We start from the raw sequence: 17,695 nt of genomic DNA, 5'->3' as shown, positions 1-17,695 counted from the left end.
ACCGTAACCCGGCGCCCAGGGCCCCTGATCAGGACGCGGACCGGCCCGAACAGAACCCGAGCAGGACCCGAACACCCGGCGAGGAGAGTCGCCGAAGAACGACGCAGCACGCACCGCCTCACGGCACCCACTCCGGAAGGACCCGCCCCCATGACCACCCTCGCCTCTCCCGCCTCCCCCCGCCACACCCTCCTCGTCCTCACCCATCCCCGCCCGGACTCGCTCACGGCGCAGGTCGCCGCCCGGCTGCGCGCCCGGCTGGAGGGCGCCGGCGGCACCGTCGACGTGATGGACCTGTACGCCGAGGGCTTCGACCCGGCACTCCGGCCGCAGGACGAGCCGGACTGGACCGACCGGGAGAAGACGTACTCGCCGGAGGTCCACGCGCACATGGACCGCATCCTGGCGGCCGACGACGTCCTGGTGGTGTTCCCCGTGTGGTGGTTCGGCCCGCCGGCCATGCTGAAGGGCTGGATCGACCGCGTGTGGAACTACGGCTTCGCCTACGGCCGCAGCCGTCCGCGGCTGGCGGCCAAGCGGATGGTGTGGCTGCCGCTGATGGGGGCGACGGCCGCGGAGATCGGGGAACTCGGCATGACGGACATCCTCGACCGCACCCTCCGGCACGGGATCTCCGCGTACTGCGGGATCGAGGACTCCACGGTGAGCACCCTGTACGGCACGGAGCTGTCCGGCCTGGCCCCGGAGGCGCGGCCGGCCCGGGTGGCGGAGCTGCTGACGGAGGCGGAGGCGGCGCTCGACGCGACGCTGGGCACGCCGAAGGAGGCGGCCAGGGTCGGCTAGCGCCCGCGGTACGCGCGGGTCACCGGCGGGACCACCGTCCGACAGGGGCGAGTCACCGGCTCACCGGCGGGCGACCCCGCTCACCCGCCGGCGGCCCGGCTCACAGGCAGGCGGTGAGGTCGTCCGGGTCGACGCTGTCGAGCCGGACGGCCAGGGCGTTGAGGCGGTCGCGGAGTCCGACGATCTCCTCCAGTTCGAGCCCGGTGGCGGCGGCGATGCGGCGCGGCACGCCGAGGGCCCGCTCGCGCAGGGCGGCGCCGTCGCCGGTGACGCGGACGGTGACGGACCGCTCGTCCTCGGCGCTGCGGCGCCGCTCGACGTATCCGGCCGCCTCCAGCCGCTTGAGCAGCGGGGACAGGGTCCCGGAGTCGAGCCGGAGCCGCTCGCCGATGCCCTTGACGGGCAGCTCGCCGTGCTCCCAGAGGACGAGCATCACCAGGTACTGGGGGTAGGTGAGCCCGAGCTCCTTGAGCGCGCCGCGGTAGACGCCGTTGAAGGCGCGGGTGGCGGCGTGCAGGGAGAAGCAGATCTGGTTGTCGAGCCGGAGGAAGTCCTCGTCGGCGGGTGCGTCGGTGGTGCGTCCGTCCATGGGACCCAGGGTACGGGAGACCCGCATCACACGCGATTAAGTTGTGCACAACTGAATAGCGCGCTACAAATATGAGGGCAGCACGCCGCAGACCCTGGACAGAACGGACGGGAACACCCATGGACGCGATCTACACCGCAGTCGCCACCGCCAACGGCCGCGAGGGCCGCGCCGTCAGCTCCGACGGCCACCTGGACCTCCCCCTCGCCCACCCGGCGGCCCTCGGCGGCAACGGCCAGGGCACCAACCCGGAGCAGCTCTTCGCCGCCGGCTACGCGGCCTGCTTCGCGAGCGCGATGGGCGTGGTGGCCCGCCAGGAGAAGATCGACATCGCGGACGCCTCGATCACCGCCGAGGTCTCCATCGGCAAGGACCCGTCCGACGGCGGCTTCGGCCTGGCCGTCGTGATGCGCGCGGAGTTCCCGGACCACCTGCAGGGCGAGGCCGGCACGGCCCTCCTGGAGAAGACCCACGCCTTCTGCCCGTACTCGAAGGCGACGCGGGGCAACATCAAGGTCGAGCTCGTCGTCGAGTAGGACCGCCCTCCACCCCCTGTTCGCAAGTGAACGCCCTCTGTGCGCTTTTCGCGCATGGAGGGCGTTCGCATGTGGTCGTTCATGTGGAGACACGGGGGATTCGCCTGCCGTACGGCGGGCAGTCATGGGACGGCCGCCGGGCGGTGGTTCGGGGGCGCTCTCCTTGGGGCGCCCCGCGCCGGTGCCCGTCGGCCGGCGCGTCCCCACCCCGTCCATCCCCACCCTCGGAGGACAACTCCCCCATGGCTGACCTCAACCGCCGCCGCTTCCTGCAACTCGCGGGCGGCACCGCCGCGTTCACCATGCTGTCCGACAGCATCGCCCGCGCCGCCTCCATACCGGCGCAGGGATCGACCGGCACGATCCAGGACATCGAGCACATCGTCGTCCTGATGCAGGAGAATCGTTCCTTCGACCACTATTTCGGTGCGATGAAGGGCGTTCGGGGCTTCGGTGACCCGCGCCCCGTCACGCTGCCCAGCGGCAAGTCCGTCTGGAACCAGTCGGACGGCAGCAAGGTGACCCTGCCCTTCCGGCCGACCAGCGACAAGCTGGGGATGGAGTACCTCCAGGGCCTGAACCACGACTGGCAGGGCGGCCAGAGCGCCTTCAACAAGGGCAAGTACGACAACTGGATCCCGGCCAAGACCAAGGCCACGATGGCGCACCTCACCCGTGAGGACATCCCGTTCCACTACGCGCTCGCCGACGCCTTCACCATCTGCGACGCGTACCACTGTTCGTTCATCGGCGCGACCGACCCCAACCGCTACTACATGTGGACGGGTTACGTCGGCAACGACGGCACGGGCGGCGGCCCGGTCCTCAACAACGCCGAGGCGGGCTACGGCTGGACCACCTACCCGGAGCGCCTGCAGGCGGCCGGGGTCTCCTGGAAGATCTACCAGGACATCGGCGACGGCCTGAACGCGGCCGGCTCGTGGGGCTGGATCAACGACGCCTTCCGCGGCAACTACGGCGACAACTCGCTCCTCTACTTCAACACCTACCGCAACGCGCAGCCGGGCAACCCGCTCTACGACAAGGCCCGCACCGGCACGAACGCGAAGGCGGGCGAGGGCTACTTCGACAGGCTCCGGGCCGACGTCCAGTCCGGGAGCCTCCCGCAGATCTCCTGGATCGCCGCCCCCGAGGCCTTCTCGGAGCACGCCAACTGGCCCTCGAACTACGGCGCCTGGTACATCTCGCAGGTCCTGGACGCGCTGACCTCGAACCCGGACGTGTGGGCGAAGACGGCCCTGTTCATCACGTACGACGAGAACGACGGCTTCTTCGACCACGTGGTCCCGCCGTACGCCCCGGGCTCGGCCGCGCAGGGCCTCTCGACGACCCCCACCGCCCTCGACTACTTCGGCGGCAAGACGGGCTACGCGGCCGGCCCCTACGGCCTGGGCCCGCGCGTCCCGATGATCGTCGTCTCCCCGTGGTCCACCGGCGGCTACACCTGCTCCGAGACCTTCGACCACACCTCGGTCATCCGCTTCATGGAGTCCCGCTTCGGCGTCCGCGAGCCCAACATCTCGCCCTGGCGCCGCGCGGTCTGCGGCGACCTGACCTCGGCCTTCGACTTCACGCGCACCCAGACCCGGCAGCCCACGCTCCCGCCCACCGCGGGCTACTACCCCCCGGACAAGAACCGCCACTCCGACTTCCTGGCCACCGCCCCGGCCGTAGGCACGATGCCCCGCCAGGAACCGGGCAGCAAGCCCACCCGCCCCCTGAAGTACGCCCCGTACGTGGACGGCGCGGCGGACGTCTCGGCCGGCACCTACCGCCTGACCTTCAGCGGCGGCCCGTCGGCGGGCGCCCAGTTCTACGTGACCTCGGCGAACCGCACGGACGCCCCGTGGACGTACACGGCGGAAGCCAACAAGTCCATCGCGGACACCTGGAACACCAAGTACAGCAAGACCCTCACGGACCTCACGGTCCACGGCCCCAACGGCTTCCTCCGCCGCTTCCGCTCCCCCGGCAAGACGGCGACCCCGGAGATCACGGCCCGCCACAACCCGACGACGGGCAACCTGGACCTGACCTTCACGAACCCGACGGCCACGGACGCGACCCTCACGATCACCTCCGCCTACGCGGGCGCCCCGCAGACCGTGACGGTCCCGAAGAACTCGACGGTCACCCGCACCCTGGACCTGACCGCCTCCGCCCGCTGGTACGACGTGACGATCACGTCCTCGTCGAACACGGACTTCCTCCGCCGCCTGGCGGGCCACGTGGAAACGGGCGCGACGGGCGTCTCGGACCCTGGGATCCTGACGTACTGATCGTCCCCGTCTCACTGCTCGGCAGGGGCCATCACAGCAAACCTCCGTGGCGCCTCCCAGCTAAGCATCACGAGGGCGGCCCCGACAGACACGCACCCGTCGGGGCCGCCGTTTCGCGAACCCTTTCTGCCCGGCATCATTGGCCGTCGGGATCCGCAGGACCACCCACACCAGCCTGGCGACTACCCATTCCGAGGGCGTCAACCACCGTCCAGGGGCGCACAAAGCCGCAGGGAGCTGGCTGCCGAGTCCACCGCATCCGCGCCAACCGGGGGCGGAACCGTCTCCAACGCAAAGACAGCCGTTGGGAACCCGTCGGATACACCCTCGCCCCAGGCAGCACCCGCAAACGCGTCCGCGTCTACTGCAGCACGCGGAGTGAAGCCGCCGACAAACTCGCCGAGAAGATCGCCAACAGCAACCGCGGTCTCCCTGTCGCCACCGCCGACAGCACCGTCGGCGACTATCTGACCTACTGGCTCGGCAGCGTCGCCGTCCACCGGCTCCGCGAGAACACCCACACCCGCTACGCCGCCTGCGTCCGCCTCCACCTCATCCCCGGCCTCGGCACCAAGAAGATCGCCCGCCTCACCGCCAAGGACGTACGCACCTTCCTCGACCGGCTCCGCACCACCTGCCAGTGCTGCACCCAGGGCCTGGACACCGAACGAAATCGGTGCTGCGCCATCGGCGAGTGCTGCCAGAAGCAGTTGTCCCCTTCGACGGTGATGTACGTGCACTCGGTCCTCAAGTCCGCCCTCGAACACGCTGTCCGCGAAGACGAACTGACCCGCAACATCGCCCCCTGCCCCTCGGAGGGAGGGCCGGGGTCTGGGGCAGAGCCCCAGAACAGTCTGCTGCTGCGGGTTGTTGCGCGCCCGGACCGGCGGGGTCGTCGCCAAGCGGGGCGGAGACAGGAGCGGGCGGCGGCCCCGCAGGGCCGGAGCGCGCGCGGGCCGCGTCAGCGGGCCGCCTTGATCAAGTAAAGAAACTCTGAACAGCTCACCGCGTGCTGCGTCGCGTGCTGCGCCTCCGCCAGGTGCGGCCGGTTCAGCGTCGACGTCTGCCTTCGTTCAGCCGGTCGTGTAGGCGCTGGGCCTTGGCTACGGTCTCTTCGGGGCTGTAGTTGCCGCTGAGGCGCTTGCGTTGCTCCATGACGGCGCGCATCGCGTCACGGTGGGCGGTGGCTGCTTCGAACTCGGTGCCGGCCTTGGCGAACCGTTCCTCGGCGGCGGCAAGTTCCGCAGTTACCTCATCGTCGCTCTTTCCACTGAGCCACACCGCTTCCTCGTCCGCCCGGCGCTGAGCCGCCATCTCCTCCAGCCCCTCGTTGTAGCGCTTGAGGAACTGATCGCGTGGGCTGAGCTGGCAGACGAAGAAGGCGTCGAACTCGTCGTGATCAAGGAACTCCTCGGCCACGCCCACATCGGCGTCACCGCCACCGTCTACGCCCACGTCCGGCTCCGCCTCCAGCGCGACGCCATCGACACCCTCAGCACCGCCCTTGACGGTGCAGTCAGGGACGAGTCGACCCGCGACAACCTGCCGCTGTGCGGAACTACCGTCCACTGACGTTGCCGTCAACTACTGCCGTCACCCACCGCAAAAGCCCCGCCAGGACGTACCTGACGGGGCTTCAATTTTGCTGGCTGTCCAGCGCGAGAGTTGCGGGATGGGAATGCGTGAGTAACCCGACGAATCGAGACTTACTTTGTCGGCATCAGAGGGCTCTCAGCGTCGAACTCGAACGTCTCCATCGCGGCGTCGATCGGAAACTCGGAGTGGTCTCGCCAAACGCGTGCGATAGAGACGAGAAGATTCCACGAGGCATTTGCGTGCTCAGCTACTGCAGCGCCGCTAGAGGGAGAGGCCCGAAAATAGCGAACGGCAGCAACCTGTTTGTCGGCAACCAGACGCAGGGCGGCCACAGTGCGACGCGCCTCTTCTTGCAGCGCATCGGCATCCGAGATTCTTGCATATACGAACGAGACCAGACGTGCAATCTGACCCTCGGTAATCCGCTCCATCCAATACTCCAAACAGTGATGGGCGCCTGACGTGCGCGTGAGGTCGGACAGAATAATCCGGCCGACCTCACACAGAACACAACGATCAATTCATCCGGCGAAGCCAGGTGAATCTCTCACGAGATTAGCATCCCGGAGTGTAAACTCTGATGTTTCGGTAGTTGTGATTGTCCACCCAGCCGACGTCACCGTGGCGGTTCACGAGAATCCGATATCTATTCTCGCCGTCACCCATGTCGTAGATCAATGCCGCATCATTGGCACCCGGAGATGAAGGGCCCCACTTTCGCGCGTGCGCGCCAGGGGTTGGGTTGTTGCGGCCCGTTCTTACCTCAAACCTGTCAGGGCCCGTACGATCACCATTCAGCCTTGGCTGCGCTTGCCCGGCCAGGATTTCTGCAATGCGCTGCTGGATGATACCCGGAACTTCGGGCCCATTGCCCCCGGCATTGTGCACCAGCACTGGCGTCGCCCCCGCCAGCACATAGTACGTATGCAGCCCATCAACCGTGAGGTTGTAAGTACGCGTACGGCGCGTGAAGGGCCGGTTCGCCGTGATGGCGACTTCGGCACCGGCGTCCGTCCGCAGCGTCATCCCAGGCGCCAGGTGTTCGGCCTTAACCCACCGCCTCTCCGACACCGACCAGAACGGGTGCTCGTATGTGGCCGTGACATGTTCTGGGCCCGTAGGCGTCGCTATGGTCAGATCATTGAATAGCTTGTCGCCATCAGTGACGATGAGCCGCGTTACCTTGCGCGCACCTGTTTCCCCCGAGTACGGATCGGTCGCCAGCACCTCGTCGCCGACGACGATCTTTTCGATGTCCTTGGTGGAACCGTCGGCCATCTGGACATCTGTGCCCGCGAGGAAACACCTTCCGCACCCGGCGCCCTTGGAGATCTTGCCGCCCGAGCGACCGCTCGGAGAGCCGGGGATGCGCGAGCCGCCCTCGAACGCGCCGGTCTCCTGGGCCACAGCTATCAGGCGCTGGATCTCGACTTCTCGGAAGATCTCCTGCAACACAGGCGGACACGAGTAGGAGCCACGACCCCAGCAGGAATTGGCAGCCGCGGCCATCAGGTCCTGCTCGCTCGGGTCCCACCCCGTGAAGTGGGTGATGTTCCGCTTGTAGATCTGCCTCCACTCGGCGTATCGCTTCGTTCCGAGGTGCTTCCTGGCGGTTGTGCTGATGAAGTCCTCGGTCTGGTTCACCGGATTGGTGTTGGCGGCAGCGTCGTTCACCGTGGGCTCGCCGCCCACGCTGTGGCGTGGCCTGCCGTCCCCCTGCCCCGACTTTCCGTCCTCCCGCTCCGTGTGCCCCGTCCCGTCGTCCAGCCCGAGGCCAGTCGGGTCGGAGAAGGCGACCGGGTTGTTGGCCGCGTAGCTGTAGCCCGACAGGGTCTGGAGCTTCTCGAGTTCGAGGAGGGGGTCGACGCTGATGAAGCGGCCCGTGACCGGGTCGTACTCGCGGGCGCCGATGTGGACGAGGCTCGTGTCCGCGTCGTTCGTGCCGCCGACGAAGCCCTTGTCGCCGAGCCAGTCGGTGGGCTGGGTGCCCCGCGGGCCGCCGAAGATGGTGGTCTTGCGGCGGGTGACCACCTGCGGTGCGTCGTGGGCGATCTGGGTGGTGCTGGTGCCGTTCTGGTCGGCCAGCACGAAGGTGAGCTTGCCGCCCTTCAGCACGGCGTAGTCACCGTAGTAGCGGGTGCCCGTGACCTTGTCGTTCTTGTCCTTGTGCAGCTCGTTGCCGCCAGGCAGGTACAGCGTCGTACCGGTCGAGTCGCGGCGGAGCAGGCGCGCCCCGGCCGTGTCGTAGAGGTACTCGGTCGTGTCGGTGACCTTCGTCGTGGACTTGAGGTGCCCCTCGTCGTCCCAGTCGAAGGTCTCCAGGTCCGCGTCCCCGATCTTCCGGGTCGCGGTGTTGCCGGCCTTGTCGTACGTGTAGGCGTCCGTACGCGCGGTCCCGCCCGTCTGCGTCACCGAGGGCAGATCGTGCTTGCCCTTGGCCGGATCCGCGTAGGTGCGGGTCGTGTCCTCCGTCGGACCGGTCGGCGTCTTGTGCTGGACCTCCGTCTTGCGGTTGCCGACCGCGTCGTACGTGTAGCTGGTCCAGTACGCGTCCTGGCCGCCGACCACCGCGTCCGACGGAGCCGCCGCGCAGTCCGTGCCCGTGTTGGTCCACGCCTCCGTGATCCGGCGCAGGGCGTCGGTCTGGAAGCACTGGGTGTCGGTGGTACGCGCCGCGTCCTGGCCGTAGGCCGCGGCGACCTTGGTGATGTTGCCGGCCGGGTCGTAGGTGTAGGCGGTGTCCTCGATGCGCTGGGGCGCCGTGTCCCGGTCGGTGTACGAACGGGTCAGGTTGCCCGTGTGCTCGTCGTACTCGTTGCTCGTCCACACATGGCGGCCGAACTCGCTGTACTCGGTCCGGGTCGGGTGCCCGTAGTGGTCGTACGTGACCTTCGAGATCAGCGCGTGGTCATCGGAGTTGACCGTGTCGAGCAGACCCGTCACCGACGTGTAGCCGGTGCTGACCATCTCGTACGGCAGATCGGCCATCGCCGGCTGCTCGACGTCCGTCACCTGGCCGGTGTTCGGGTTGTACGTCGTGAACCACTCGTACGTGCCCGCCAGCCCCGTCTCCGTCGCGGGAACCGTGAACTTCGTCAGACCGGGCTGGTCGAGGCCGTTGTAGCTGCTGGTCTCGGTGACCCAGGCGTTGCCGTCCTCGTCGTACCGTGTCGCCTTCGCGGGCAGGCCCTTCGAGCCCGTCGCGTCGTACGTCCACTCAGCGAGGGGCTTCGCCCCCTTCTTCAGAGTCGTGGGACGGCCCAGAGCGTCATAGTCCGTGTGCAGCTTGATGTCACGCGCGTCGGTGACGTCGGTCGCCCGGTCGCCCACGTCGAAGTCCGTGTGCGCGTTGCCCTTGTCGGGGTCCTTGATGTCGGTCTGCCGACCACGGACATCGTAACCGTACGACCACTCCGCCCCGCTCGCGTCCGTGACCTTCTCGATCCGACCGCGCTTGTCGTACGCATAGGACAGGGACTGCGACGCCGTCCGCGCGGCGTTCGTGTACTCCTTCACCTCCGTGGTTCGCCCCAGCGCGTCCACCACGGTGGTGGTCGCCGTGCCGCCGGCCGGCGGGACGACGGTGGTCGTGTCCCCCGTGTACGTCGTCGTCGTGCGCTTGGTCTCGACCGTGTACCGCTTGGCGATCACCGCGGTGACGCGTCCGGCGCCGTCGTACAGCGTCTCGGTCGAGGACGGGTACATGGTCTGCTGGCCGGTGACCAGGTTGGGCTCCGGGATCCCGGTCGCGTAGTAGCTGCCGGAATCGGCGACGGCCTCGCCGCGCGAGTTGTAGAACTGCTCGGTGATGAGCCGTCCGGCGCGGTCCGGGGAGTCCTGCTGCGTCTGGAGGGTGCGCAGCAGACCGTCCTGGAAGCTGTAGCCGGTCTTGTACTTGTTGTCCTGGCTCAGCGACTGGGTGGTCGTGACGATCGGCCCGTTGGTGCGGACCAGGTAGCTGAACTGGAAGTTCGGCGACGTGGGGTAGGTGGCCTGGGAACGCGTCGGCAGCCACGCCTTGGTGATGCGGCCGAGTGGGTCGTAGGCCATCGACTTCACCTTGCCGTTGGCATCGGTGATCTTGGTCGGCTGGCCGCGCCGGGGGTCGAGGACGGTCGTGACCTTGTGCAGGAGCGGGTTGGTCACGGCCGTACCGGTCGGCACCTCGCCCGTGGGCGGAGTGAAGTCCGTACGGGTCACGGCGCCGTACGCGTCGGCGGCGGCGAGCTGGCGGCCGTACACGTCGAAGCAGAGCTGCTTGCCGTCTGCCCCGCAGGTGCTGGGCACGGAGGACGTGACGTCGTAGCCGTCACCCTTGCCGTTGATGCGGTCGACCTTGGTCACCAGACCCTTGGTCGGGGCCTCGCCCAGGGCCTTGCCGTCGTAGTACGTACGGACGTCGTCGACGATGTCGTCGGGCTTGGAGACCGGCATCGCGCAGGCCACGGCGTAGGTCTCGGCCCGCGCGACCTTGTCCAGGATGGCCGAGGAACCCGTACGGGCGTAGGTGAGCTCGGTGCACTTCTCGTCGCCGGCCCGCGCAGTGTCGCCGAGGTCGGTGATGGTCTTGACCAGCCCGTACTCGTCGAAGCCGTGCACCGTGCGGGTCGTCCGCTCGCCGCCGGTGACGGCGGTGCGCGTCTCTTCGCCTTCGGTGCCCGTCATGAACGCCTCGAGGTCGGGAAGCCCCGGACGGGTACGGGCCGCCGTGGCACTCGGCGAGATCCAGGGGGTGTACGAGGTGGAGCCGACGAACGCGCCGCCGTCACCGTTGTACGTGACCCGCTCCCGCGGCATTCCGGCGAACGGCTTCCGGTCGGTCACGGAGACGCCGGCGGTGTTCTTCACCGCCGCTCCTGCGATCCCGCGGAAGTAGCGGGTCTCGCTCAGCGTGCGGGGGTCGAGGCCGGCACCCTTGCGGGTCTGGACCAGGTAGTAGCCGCGCGGCTCCGAGTACTCCCGGTACTCCGCCTTGGTGAACTCGTCCTCGTTCTTGGCCCACTCGGCGCCGCCGACGTAGCTGTACTCGGTGGTCACATCCGGGGTGGCCGAGACGTTGTCGCCCTCCACCACACGGCTGACGACATAGGAGTTGAACCAGTCCTGCTTCGGTGTGGATCCCTCGGCCTCCCACTTGACGGGGAAGCAGCGCGTACCGTTCGTCGCGTCCAGCGGCGGCAGCGTGGTGTTCGTGCAGTCCGGGGCGTGGTACCAGATGCCGGTCGTTCCGCCGGTCTCCGTGGTGATCTTCGACATGCGGAGCCGGATGAACGGGGCCAGCCCGTCGCCCAGGTTGTCGACTCGGTTGGGCTTCTGCTCACCAGCGAAGGTGATCGGGGGCACGTCCGCGGTAGCGGCGCCGTCCTTGGCCTTGCGCCAGAGGCCGGCCAGCCACATGGGCTTGGAGATGCCGTCGCCCGACGGCGGGAAGGTCTGGGTCAGCTCCCAGCTGTCGACGTCCTTGTACGCCCCACCGGACAGGACCTGGGTGGCGATCGTCTTCAGGCGTACGTTCGACCAGAAGCTGGGCGAGATCTGCGACTTGCACTCCGTGGCCGAGTCCGCGCAGTACAGGTCGAACGGTGTGTCCGGCCACCTGGCGGAGTTCGCCGCGTCGAAGGTGCAGCTGGCGGCCTCGCAGCGGTCACCGGAGGTGAAGGTCACCCTCCCCATGGCCTTGGCAGCGTACGGCGATCCGTCCCGCAGGCCGTACTCGACGCGGTCCAGGTAGCCGCCCCGGTCGTAGGACGTCTTCGTCGACGCCCCGGTCGTCGGGTTGGTGTTACGGCCGTAGTTGTTCTTCTCCTTCTTCCAGAAGTACGCCATGGCGTTGCCGCGCGGGTCCACGACGTAGTCGAGGTTCCAGCGCCAGGCCTGCTGGCACCAGGCGGCGGCGAAGGAGGCGTTGTAGCAGGGCTCGCCCGCGTGGTTGCCGAAGACGGGCGCGTTCAGGGTGGAGTTGGTCTCCGGGTTGCCGGTCGCCCAGCCGGGCAGCCGGTTGCGGCCGAAGTAGTACTGGGTGCCGTCGAGCGTGGTGATCTTCCAGTACTCACCGGTGCCGCCCTCGCCCTTGGCACCCGCGGCACCCAGGTCGCCGTTGCTGGCTCCGGTCAGCTTCTCGATCTTCTCTCCGCCGTCGGAGACCGGGTGCCAGCCCTTGGTGGCGTCGTAGACGAGCTCCGTCGTCTTGCCGCCGAGCGAGAGGGTGGCGTTGTCGGTGTACCAGCACGGGTCGCCGACCTTGGCGGTGTTCGTCCCGCCGGTCTTGTCGTCCTCGCAGGACTTGTAGCGACGCTCGATGTAACCCGGCTCGTACGACCAGCCGTCGCCGATCCAGCCCGCCTGGTTGTTGCTCGCTGCCGTACGGCCGTCTACGGCCTGCGAGTTGTAGCCGAGGGTCACGTCGGGCTTGAGGCCGCCCGGTACCGCGGGCGTGCCCACCGGATAGCTCCAGGTGAACGCGCCGGTGGCGCCGCCGGCGCTCCAGGCGCCCGAGGCCTCGAGGGAGGTTGCCTTGAAGGTGCCGGTGGGTCCGCTGGCACCGGCGGTCGCGGCCAGGACGGTCATCGCCGTCGGCGCGAGGGCCGTTGTGCCCTTCGCGGCAGGCACGGGAGCGACCGCGCTGAGCTTCTGGTTCTTCGTATCGTTCGTAGTCGCCAGCGGCTTCGCCACCCGGCAGGCGGCCTTGTCCGGCGTGGTCAGCGCACAGGCCGGCAGCTGCACCAGCTTGAGCCGGGCCCCCCAGTCACCGCCGTAGGCGTCCTTGAAGGCCGCGTAGTCGACCGTGACGCGGGCCCGCCCGCCGGCCGCCACCCCGTCGGCCCTGCCGACGGACAGCAGAAGTCCGTCAACTCCGGCCTTCTGGGCTTTCGCCCGCGGCTCGACCGAGATCCTGGCCCGGGTCAGCGGGGCGGCCTTCGAAGCCTTCTCCGCGACGGCCGTCACCGTCACCGGCAGCGGGGTGCCGACCGCCGCGGACTTGGGGAGCAGTGCCCCCGCCCCCTCGACCGGCACGGTCTGTGCCCCGGCGGCCGGCCACACGGCACGCGCAGCCGCCTTGGCCGCCGCGTCGTTCGGCCGCTTGACGTCGTCGCCGGCGCCCAGGGGCACGACGGGCACCGGCTTCGGCTGCTTCAGGCCCGGCAGCGAGGTGCTGAGACCGGGCCCTTCCGTAAGCGCGACGGATGTCGACGGCAGCAGCCCCACCGCCATCACCGCGGACAATGCCACGGCCCATCCGCGCGTGCGGATTCTATTCACTTACCCCCCAATTACTGAATGCCATTAACCCCACGGCACCCTAACAGGGAGGTCGCGAAGTAATGCAGCAAGAATAATTTTCGACATTGAATACACTTGTCCACAAAGGCCTCAAACCACCCAATGTCTCGCAGCTGTCCCATAGAGTCCCAGGTCGACGGGGATAGGGGCGTGCCGTCCGGGCGCGCCGCGAGGTGTCACATAAGCCCGCCTTTACACCTCAAACACACCATGCCCACCGCGCCTCCCCGAAGAATTGATCAGGCACTTGTCACTCCCCGCCTGTAGAGTCGGCGCCGATTTCGAAGCAACAAGTTGGGGGAGGGGCGGGGCATGTTCGCGCCAAATCGATTGCTTTTCAGACAGGGGTGGGTAAGCCACCTCACGCGGGGGGTTCTGGCCGGGGCTCTACCTGTGCCCTTGACTGCTGCGCTCCCGGGGGGCGCGGCGGATAACGCTCTCCAGCCGGCCAGCTGGGTTGATCCGGTGACCACCGGAAGGGTCAGCGAAGAGGACTACGCCCTGGAACAGGCTGCCACCACCGGACAGCCCTTCGAGCTCGAGTCCGCCCGTACCGAGACGACCGACACCTGGGCCCAGCCCGACGGCAAGTGGATCGTCAAGCAGCACGGGACGTCCGTGCGGATGCTGCGCAACAACGCCTGGATCCCGACCGATCCCACACTGGAGTTCACCGCGGACGGTCAGGTCGCCTCGAAGGCGACCGCCATCACGGTGAGCTTCTCGGGGGGCGGCGACGGGCCGCTGCTGACCGGCGTCAAGGATGGTCGCACGCTGTCCCTGACGTGGCCGAAGCCACTGCCCAGGCCGGTTCTCGCCGAGAACGTCGCGACCTACGCCGAGGTGCTGCCTGGGGTCGATCTCCAGCTCAAGGCGGACGTCGAGGGTTTCTCGCAGCTGCTGGTCGTCAAGACCGCGCAGGCCGCTCAGAATCCCGAGCTGGCCGCCCTTCGTTTCAAGCTGGACACCGTCGGCCTCGATGTTGCCACCGACCCGGACACCGGCAGTGTGACGGCGGTCAACCCGGCCGACCAGGTCGTCTTCACCAGTCCGTCGCCCATGATGTGGGACTCTACGACGGTGTCCTCTGGCACCACCCCTGCCGCTCGTACAGCCTTCAGTGCCAGCGCGGCCGATGAGGGCGCTGCGGATGACGCGTTCGAGCCGGCGCCTGGCGCCCAGGACGCCCTCATGCCCACGACCGTCACGGGCGACAGTCTGGAGATCAAGCCCGACCAGCAGCTCCTGACGGGCGCCGACACTCAGTACCCCGTCTTCATCGACCCGTCGTGGACCTGGGGCAAGCAGCAGAACTGGACGCGGGTTTACCGGAGTTATCCGAACACCTCCTTCTGGAACACCAAGGAGGTCGTCCGAGTCGGCTATGAGGACGACACCAAGGGCCTGTCCCGCTCGTTCTTCCAGCTGGACACCGATGAGATCGGCGGCTCCCAGGTCTTGAAGTCGACCTTCCGGATCAAGAACACCTGGTCGTGGCAGTGCGGCAAGAAGACGCCGGTGCAGATCTGGCACGTCGGCCCGATCTCGCCCAAGACAACGTGGAACAACCAGCCTGCGCGGATCGGGACTGATCCGCTGTTCACCGTCTACGACGAGAAAGGCTGGGGCCCTTGTGCCCCCGGCAACCTCGAGTTCGACGTGACCTCCAAGGTACGTGAGGCCGCTGCCAAGAACTGGGCGAGCCTCAATCTCGGGCTGTACGCGGGCGACGAGGGGGACACGAACGGCTGGAAGAAGTTCGATGCCAAGACCGCCGTCCTGGAGACCGAATACAACTTCCCGCCCAAGGCACCCACTGGCCTCGGCACCAACCCCCGCACCACGTGTGCCACGGGCGGCGCCATCCCCAACGTGCACGTGAGCCTGTTCGCGCGCGTCGACGACCGGGATGCCGGCAACCTCACGGCAGAGTTCCAGGTCTTCAAGTCCGGGACCACCACACCAGTCGTCGCAACGACCATCCCGGCTCTGAAGGGTCGAGTCGCGACCCTCGCCGTTCCCGACGCCTCGCTGCCGACCGGCGCCTACACCTGGAAGGTGCGCTCCAAGGATCAGGACAACGCCTACTCTCCCTGGTCGAGCACCTGCAAGTTCTCCGTCGATCGCACCGTGCCGGGAAACCCGCCGGGCATCACGTCGTACCTCTACCCGCCGGGCAACGACGGCTGGCCCGAGAACACCGGCTTCCGTGGCTCGCCCGGCCAGTTCTTCCTGACTCCTAACGGTGTTCCCGATGTGGACCACTACGTCTACGAGACGAGCTGGGGTGACCGCGGCGACGCCCCGGCGGTCAAGGACGATCCGGACACGAAGGACGTGGATGAGTCTCAGGTCCCCGTCACGCTGACTCCCAGGAGCGCCGGGCCTCACTTCGTCTACGCCTACAGCGTGGATGCGGCAGGCAACCGTTCCCCGAGCGCCAGCTATCTCATGTACGCCAACAGCAAGCGCACTGAGGACATTGCGAACGACTTGACCGGCGACGACTTCCGCGACATCTGGACCCTTGACTCCAACAACGGGCTGCTCACCTATGCCGGCTACGGCAATGGGCGGTTCTCCAAGGCCCTGGGCGGCGGAGTGACGGTCCAATCGGGTGGCCAGGTCGTGACCGGCGGCACATGGAACCAGAGCGGAACCAACGACCTCGTGTCCCTTGAACCCGACCCCAACGGCAACCAGGCGAAGAAGCTCTGGGTGTATCGCAATCTCGGCTACGGCGTGGTCGACAAGGACCCTGTGCAGCTCACCGTCCGGTGCACCCAGCCTGACGGCGTCAACTGCCCTACCAGCAACAATCACTGGTCCAACGCCGAACAGATCGTCTCGGCCGAAGTCAACGGGGACAGGGACGGAGACATCGACCTCCTGGTCAAGCAGGGGAAGCATCTGTGGGCGTACGTCACCCCCACTCACGGTGAAAAGCTCGCCATCCCCACCCTCGTCGGCGGCGACGACTGGGACCAGTTCACGGTGATCTCTCCCGGAGACACCAACGGCGACTCCGTACCCGATCTGTGGCTGCGCAACAATGTCACAGGCGACCTCTTCCGCACCTTGGGCAAGAAGGCAGAGGGCCGACTCGACCTCGCCACCTGGGGCGTCCCGAGCCAGCGCGTGAAGATCGGCTCAGGGCTCAAGGCCGCCGACTTCCCCACAATCTCTTCCTCGGGCGACTTCAATGCCGACGGCATAGCAGACCTCTGGGCACGCAAGGCCGACAACTCGGTGGTGGCCTGGCTCGGCAAGGTGCCCGGCGCCGATGGCAACGCCTTCGGTCCCGCCTACTCGGTCAACCAGGCCCTGCCGCCCGGTGTCGCGGGCGGAACCCCCGGTAAGTCGGACATGAACGGAGACATGAAGGCGGACCTGGTCGTCCACAACACCAACGGCACCGTTTCCGTGCACCGCCAGACCTTCGGTACCGACTCGAAGCCGAAGTTCGAAGACACCGGCACGGCTGTCAGCTGGGGCTGGAATTGGTACCGCGGTGGCAAGGACGATCTCGGAGCGAAGCAGGGACTGCTCTACTTCGCCGACATCAACGGCGACGGCACCAAGGACCTCGTCTCCCACGGGACCGACGGCAGGATCATCGTCCGCCGCAACGACCGGGCCGGGACCGGATTCGACACCGGCACCTTGATGAGCGCCAAGTGGGGCAACTTCCTCGGACAGCCGGAGGAGCCCGGCCGCCTGTATTTCGCAGATGTCACCGGTGACAACAAGGCCGACCTCATCGTCCACGACAAGCTCGGAGACGTGAGCGTCCGCAAGAACATGGGCACCTACTTCGACAGCGGCACCATCATGACCCAGCATTGGTCCAACTTCCTGGGTCAACCCGGCCAGGGCCGCCTCTACTTCGCCGATATCACCGGTGACAACAAGGCCGACCTCATCGTCCATGACACCGCCGGCAACGTCAGCGTCCGCAAGAACATGGGCACCTACTTCGACGCCGGCACCATCATGACCCAGTACTGGTCCAACTTCCTGGGCCAAGCCGGCCAGGGCCGCCTCTACTTCGCCGACGCGAACGCCGACGGAAAGGCGGACCTCGTCGTCCACGACATCTACGGTGACGTCAACATCCGCAAGAACATGGGCACCTACTTCGACGGAGGCAGCCCCAGCCCCTACAGCCAGGGCTGGGCCAGCTACCTCAGGCAGGACAAGCAAGGCGTGCTCTACTTCGGATAGCCGACGGGTTCGTAGCGAACGCCCCCTGCGCACTCCTGAAACGACAGCCGCCCCGGCACCGTACGCACGGTGCCGGGGCAGTGCCTCTTCTGTCGGCTCGCTCGCTTCTGGACGGCCCACCGGACTACTCCACCGACGGCGAGCGAGACGAGAATCGCGCCCCAGTCGATGACGTGCGGGAGCCCGGGGAAGAAGGCGAAGAAGCCGATCGACACGACGAGTCCCGCGAGAAACCCGACGACCCCGAGCCACCATCGGCGCGCCGCTGCCGCCTCATCCTGGCCCTGCTCGTTATCGATCATGTACGACTCACTTCGTGACGTGATGGCACTGGCTCACCCGACGCACCCCGTTGACGTGCAGAT

General features: G+C 67.6%; 8 protein-coding genes and 1 pseudogene. 5 read left to right on the top strand and 4 right to left on the bottom strand.

The annotated features are described in order from the left end of the window. Positions 1 to 150 precede the first annotated feature (150 nt). Positions 151 to 804 carry an NAD(P)H oxidoreductase gene (locus ABD981_RS27165; protein ID WP_046905723.1) on the top strand — a complete coding sequence of 218 codons (654 nt, stop codon included), beginning with the start codon at positions 151 to 153 and terminating at the stop codon, positions 802 to 804. Positions 805 to 904: 100 nt separating this feature from the next. On the opposite strand, the gene ABD981_RS27160 is transcribed toward ABD981_RS27165, so the two are convergent. Beyond that, on the bottom strand, positions 905 to 1,393 hold the full coding sequence (locus tag ABD981_RS27160) for a MarR family winged helix-turn-helix transcriptional regulator (protein ID WP_123954116.1): 489 nt from the start codon (positions 1,391 to 1,393) through the stop codon (positions 905 to 907). Positions 1,394 to 1,512: 119 nt separating this feature from the next. Here ABD981_RS27160 and ABD981_RS27155 point away from each other — a divergent pair, with 119 nt between their 5' ends. The 3 genes and pseudogenes from ABD981_RS27155 to ABD981_RS38955 all read left to right on the top strand — a co-directional run bounded on the left by ABD981_RS27155 (position 1,513) and on the right by ABD981_RS38955 (position 5,801). Then, on the top strand, positions 1,513 to 1,929 hold the full coding sequence (locus ABD981_RS27155) for an organic hydroperoxide resistance protein (protein WP_046905721.1): 417 nt from the start codon (positions 1,513 to 1,515) through the stop codon (positions 1,927 to 1,929). Between the two features lie 242 nt (positions 1,930 to 2,171). Next, the gene (locus ABD981_RS27150) at positions 2,172 to 4,229 is read left to right on the top strand and encodes a phosphocholine-specific phospholipase C (protein ID WP_046905720.1); all 2,058 of its coding nucleotides are present in this window, start codon (positions 2,172 to 2,174) and stop codon (positions 4,227 to 4,229) included. Between the two features lie 257 nt (positions 4,230 to 4,486). Further along, positions 4,487 to 5,801, top strand: a pseudogene (locus ABD981_RS38955) (tyrosine-type recombinase/integrase). A 134-nt stretch (positions 5,802 to 5,935) separates the two neighbouring features. Here ABD981_RS38955 and ABD981_RS27130 read toward each other — a convergent pair. Both ABD981_RS27130 and ABD981_RS27125 read right to left on the bottom strand, forming a co-directional pair. Next, positions 5,936 to 6,256 (bottom strand): hypothetical protein, encoded by a 321-nt coding sequence (locus ABD981_RS27130; protein WP_131723811.1) that lies wholly within the window; start codon positions 6,254 to 6,256, stop codon positions 5,936 to 5,938. Positions 6,257 to 6,380: 124 nt separating this feature from the next. Beyond that, a complete protein-coding gene (locus ABD981_RS27125; RefSeq protein ID WP_131723810.1) occupies positions 6,381 to 13,055 on the bottom strand; it encodes a polymorphic toxin-type HINT domain-containing protein in 6,675 nt (2,224 codons plus the stop codon). Between the two features lie 516 nt (positions 13,056 to 13,571). On the opposite strand from ABD981_RS27125, the gene ABD981_RS27120 reads away from it, so the two are divergent. Next, on the top strand, positions 13,572 to 17,330 hold the full coding sequence (locus tag ABD981_RS27120; protein ID WP_165590881.1) for an FG-GAP-like repeat-containing protein: 3,759 nt from the start codon (positions 13,572 to 13,574) through the stop codon (positions 17,328 to 17,330). On the opposite strand, the gene ABD981_RS27115 is transcribed toward ABD981_RS27120, so the two are convergent. Then, positions 17,318 to 17,632, bottom strand: coding sequence for a hypothetical protein (locus tag ABD981_RS27115; RefSeq protein WP_338058621.1), 315 nt, complete (start codon positions 17,630 to 17,632; stop codon positions 17,318 to 17,320). The genes ABD981_RS27120 and ABD981_RS27115 overlap by 13 nt on opposite strands. Between the last annotated feature and the right edge of the window lie 63 nt (positions 17,633 to 17,695).

It is taken from the genome of Streptomyces showdoensis (genome assembly GCF_039535475.1).
GTDB classification, from domain to species: Bacteria; Actinomycetota; Actinomycetes; order Streptomycetales; family Streptomycetaceae; genus Streptomyces; species Streptomyces showdoensis.
The sequence above is the reverse complement of the archived record's forward strand: the minus strand, read 5'-3'. Positions and strand labels throughout refer to the sequence as shown.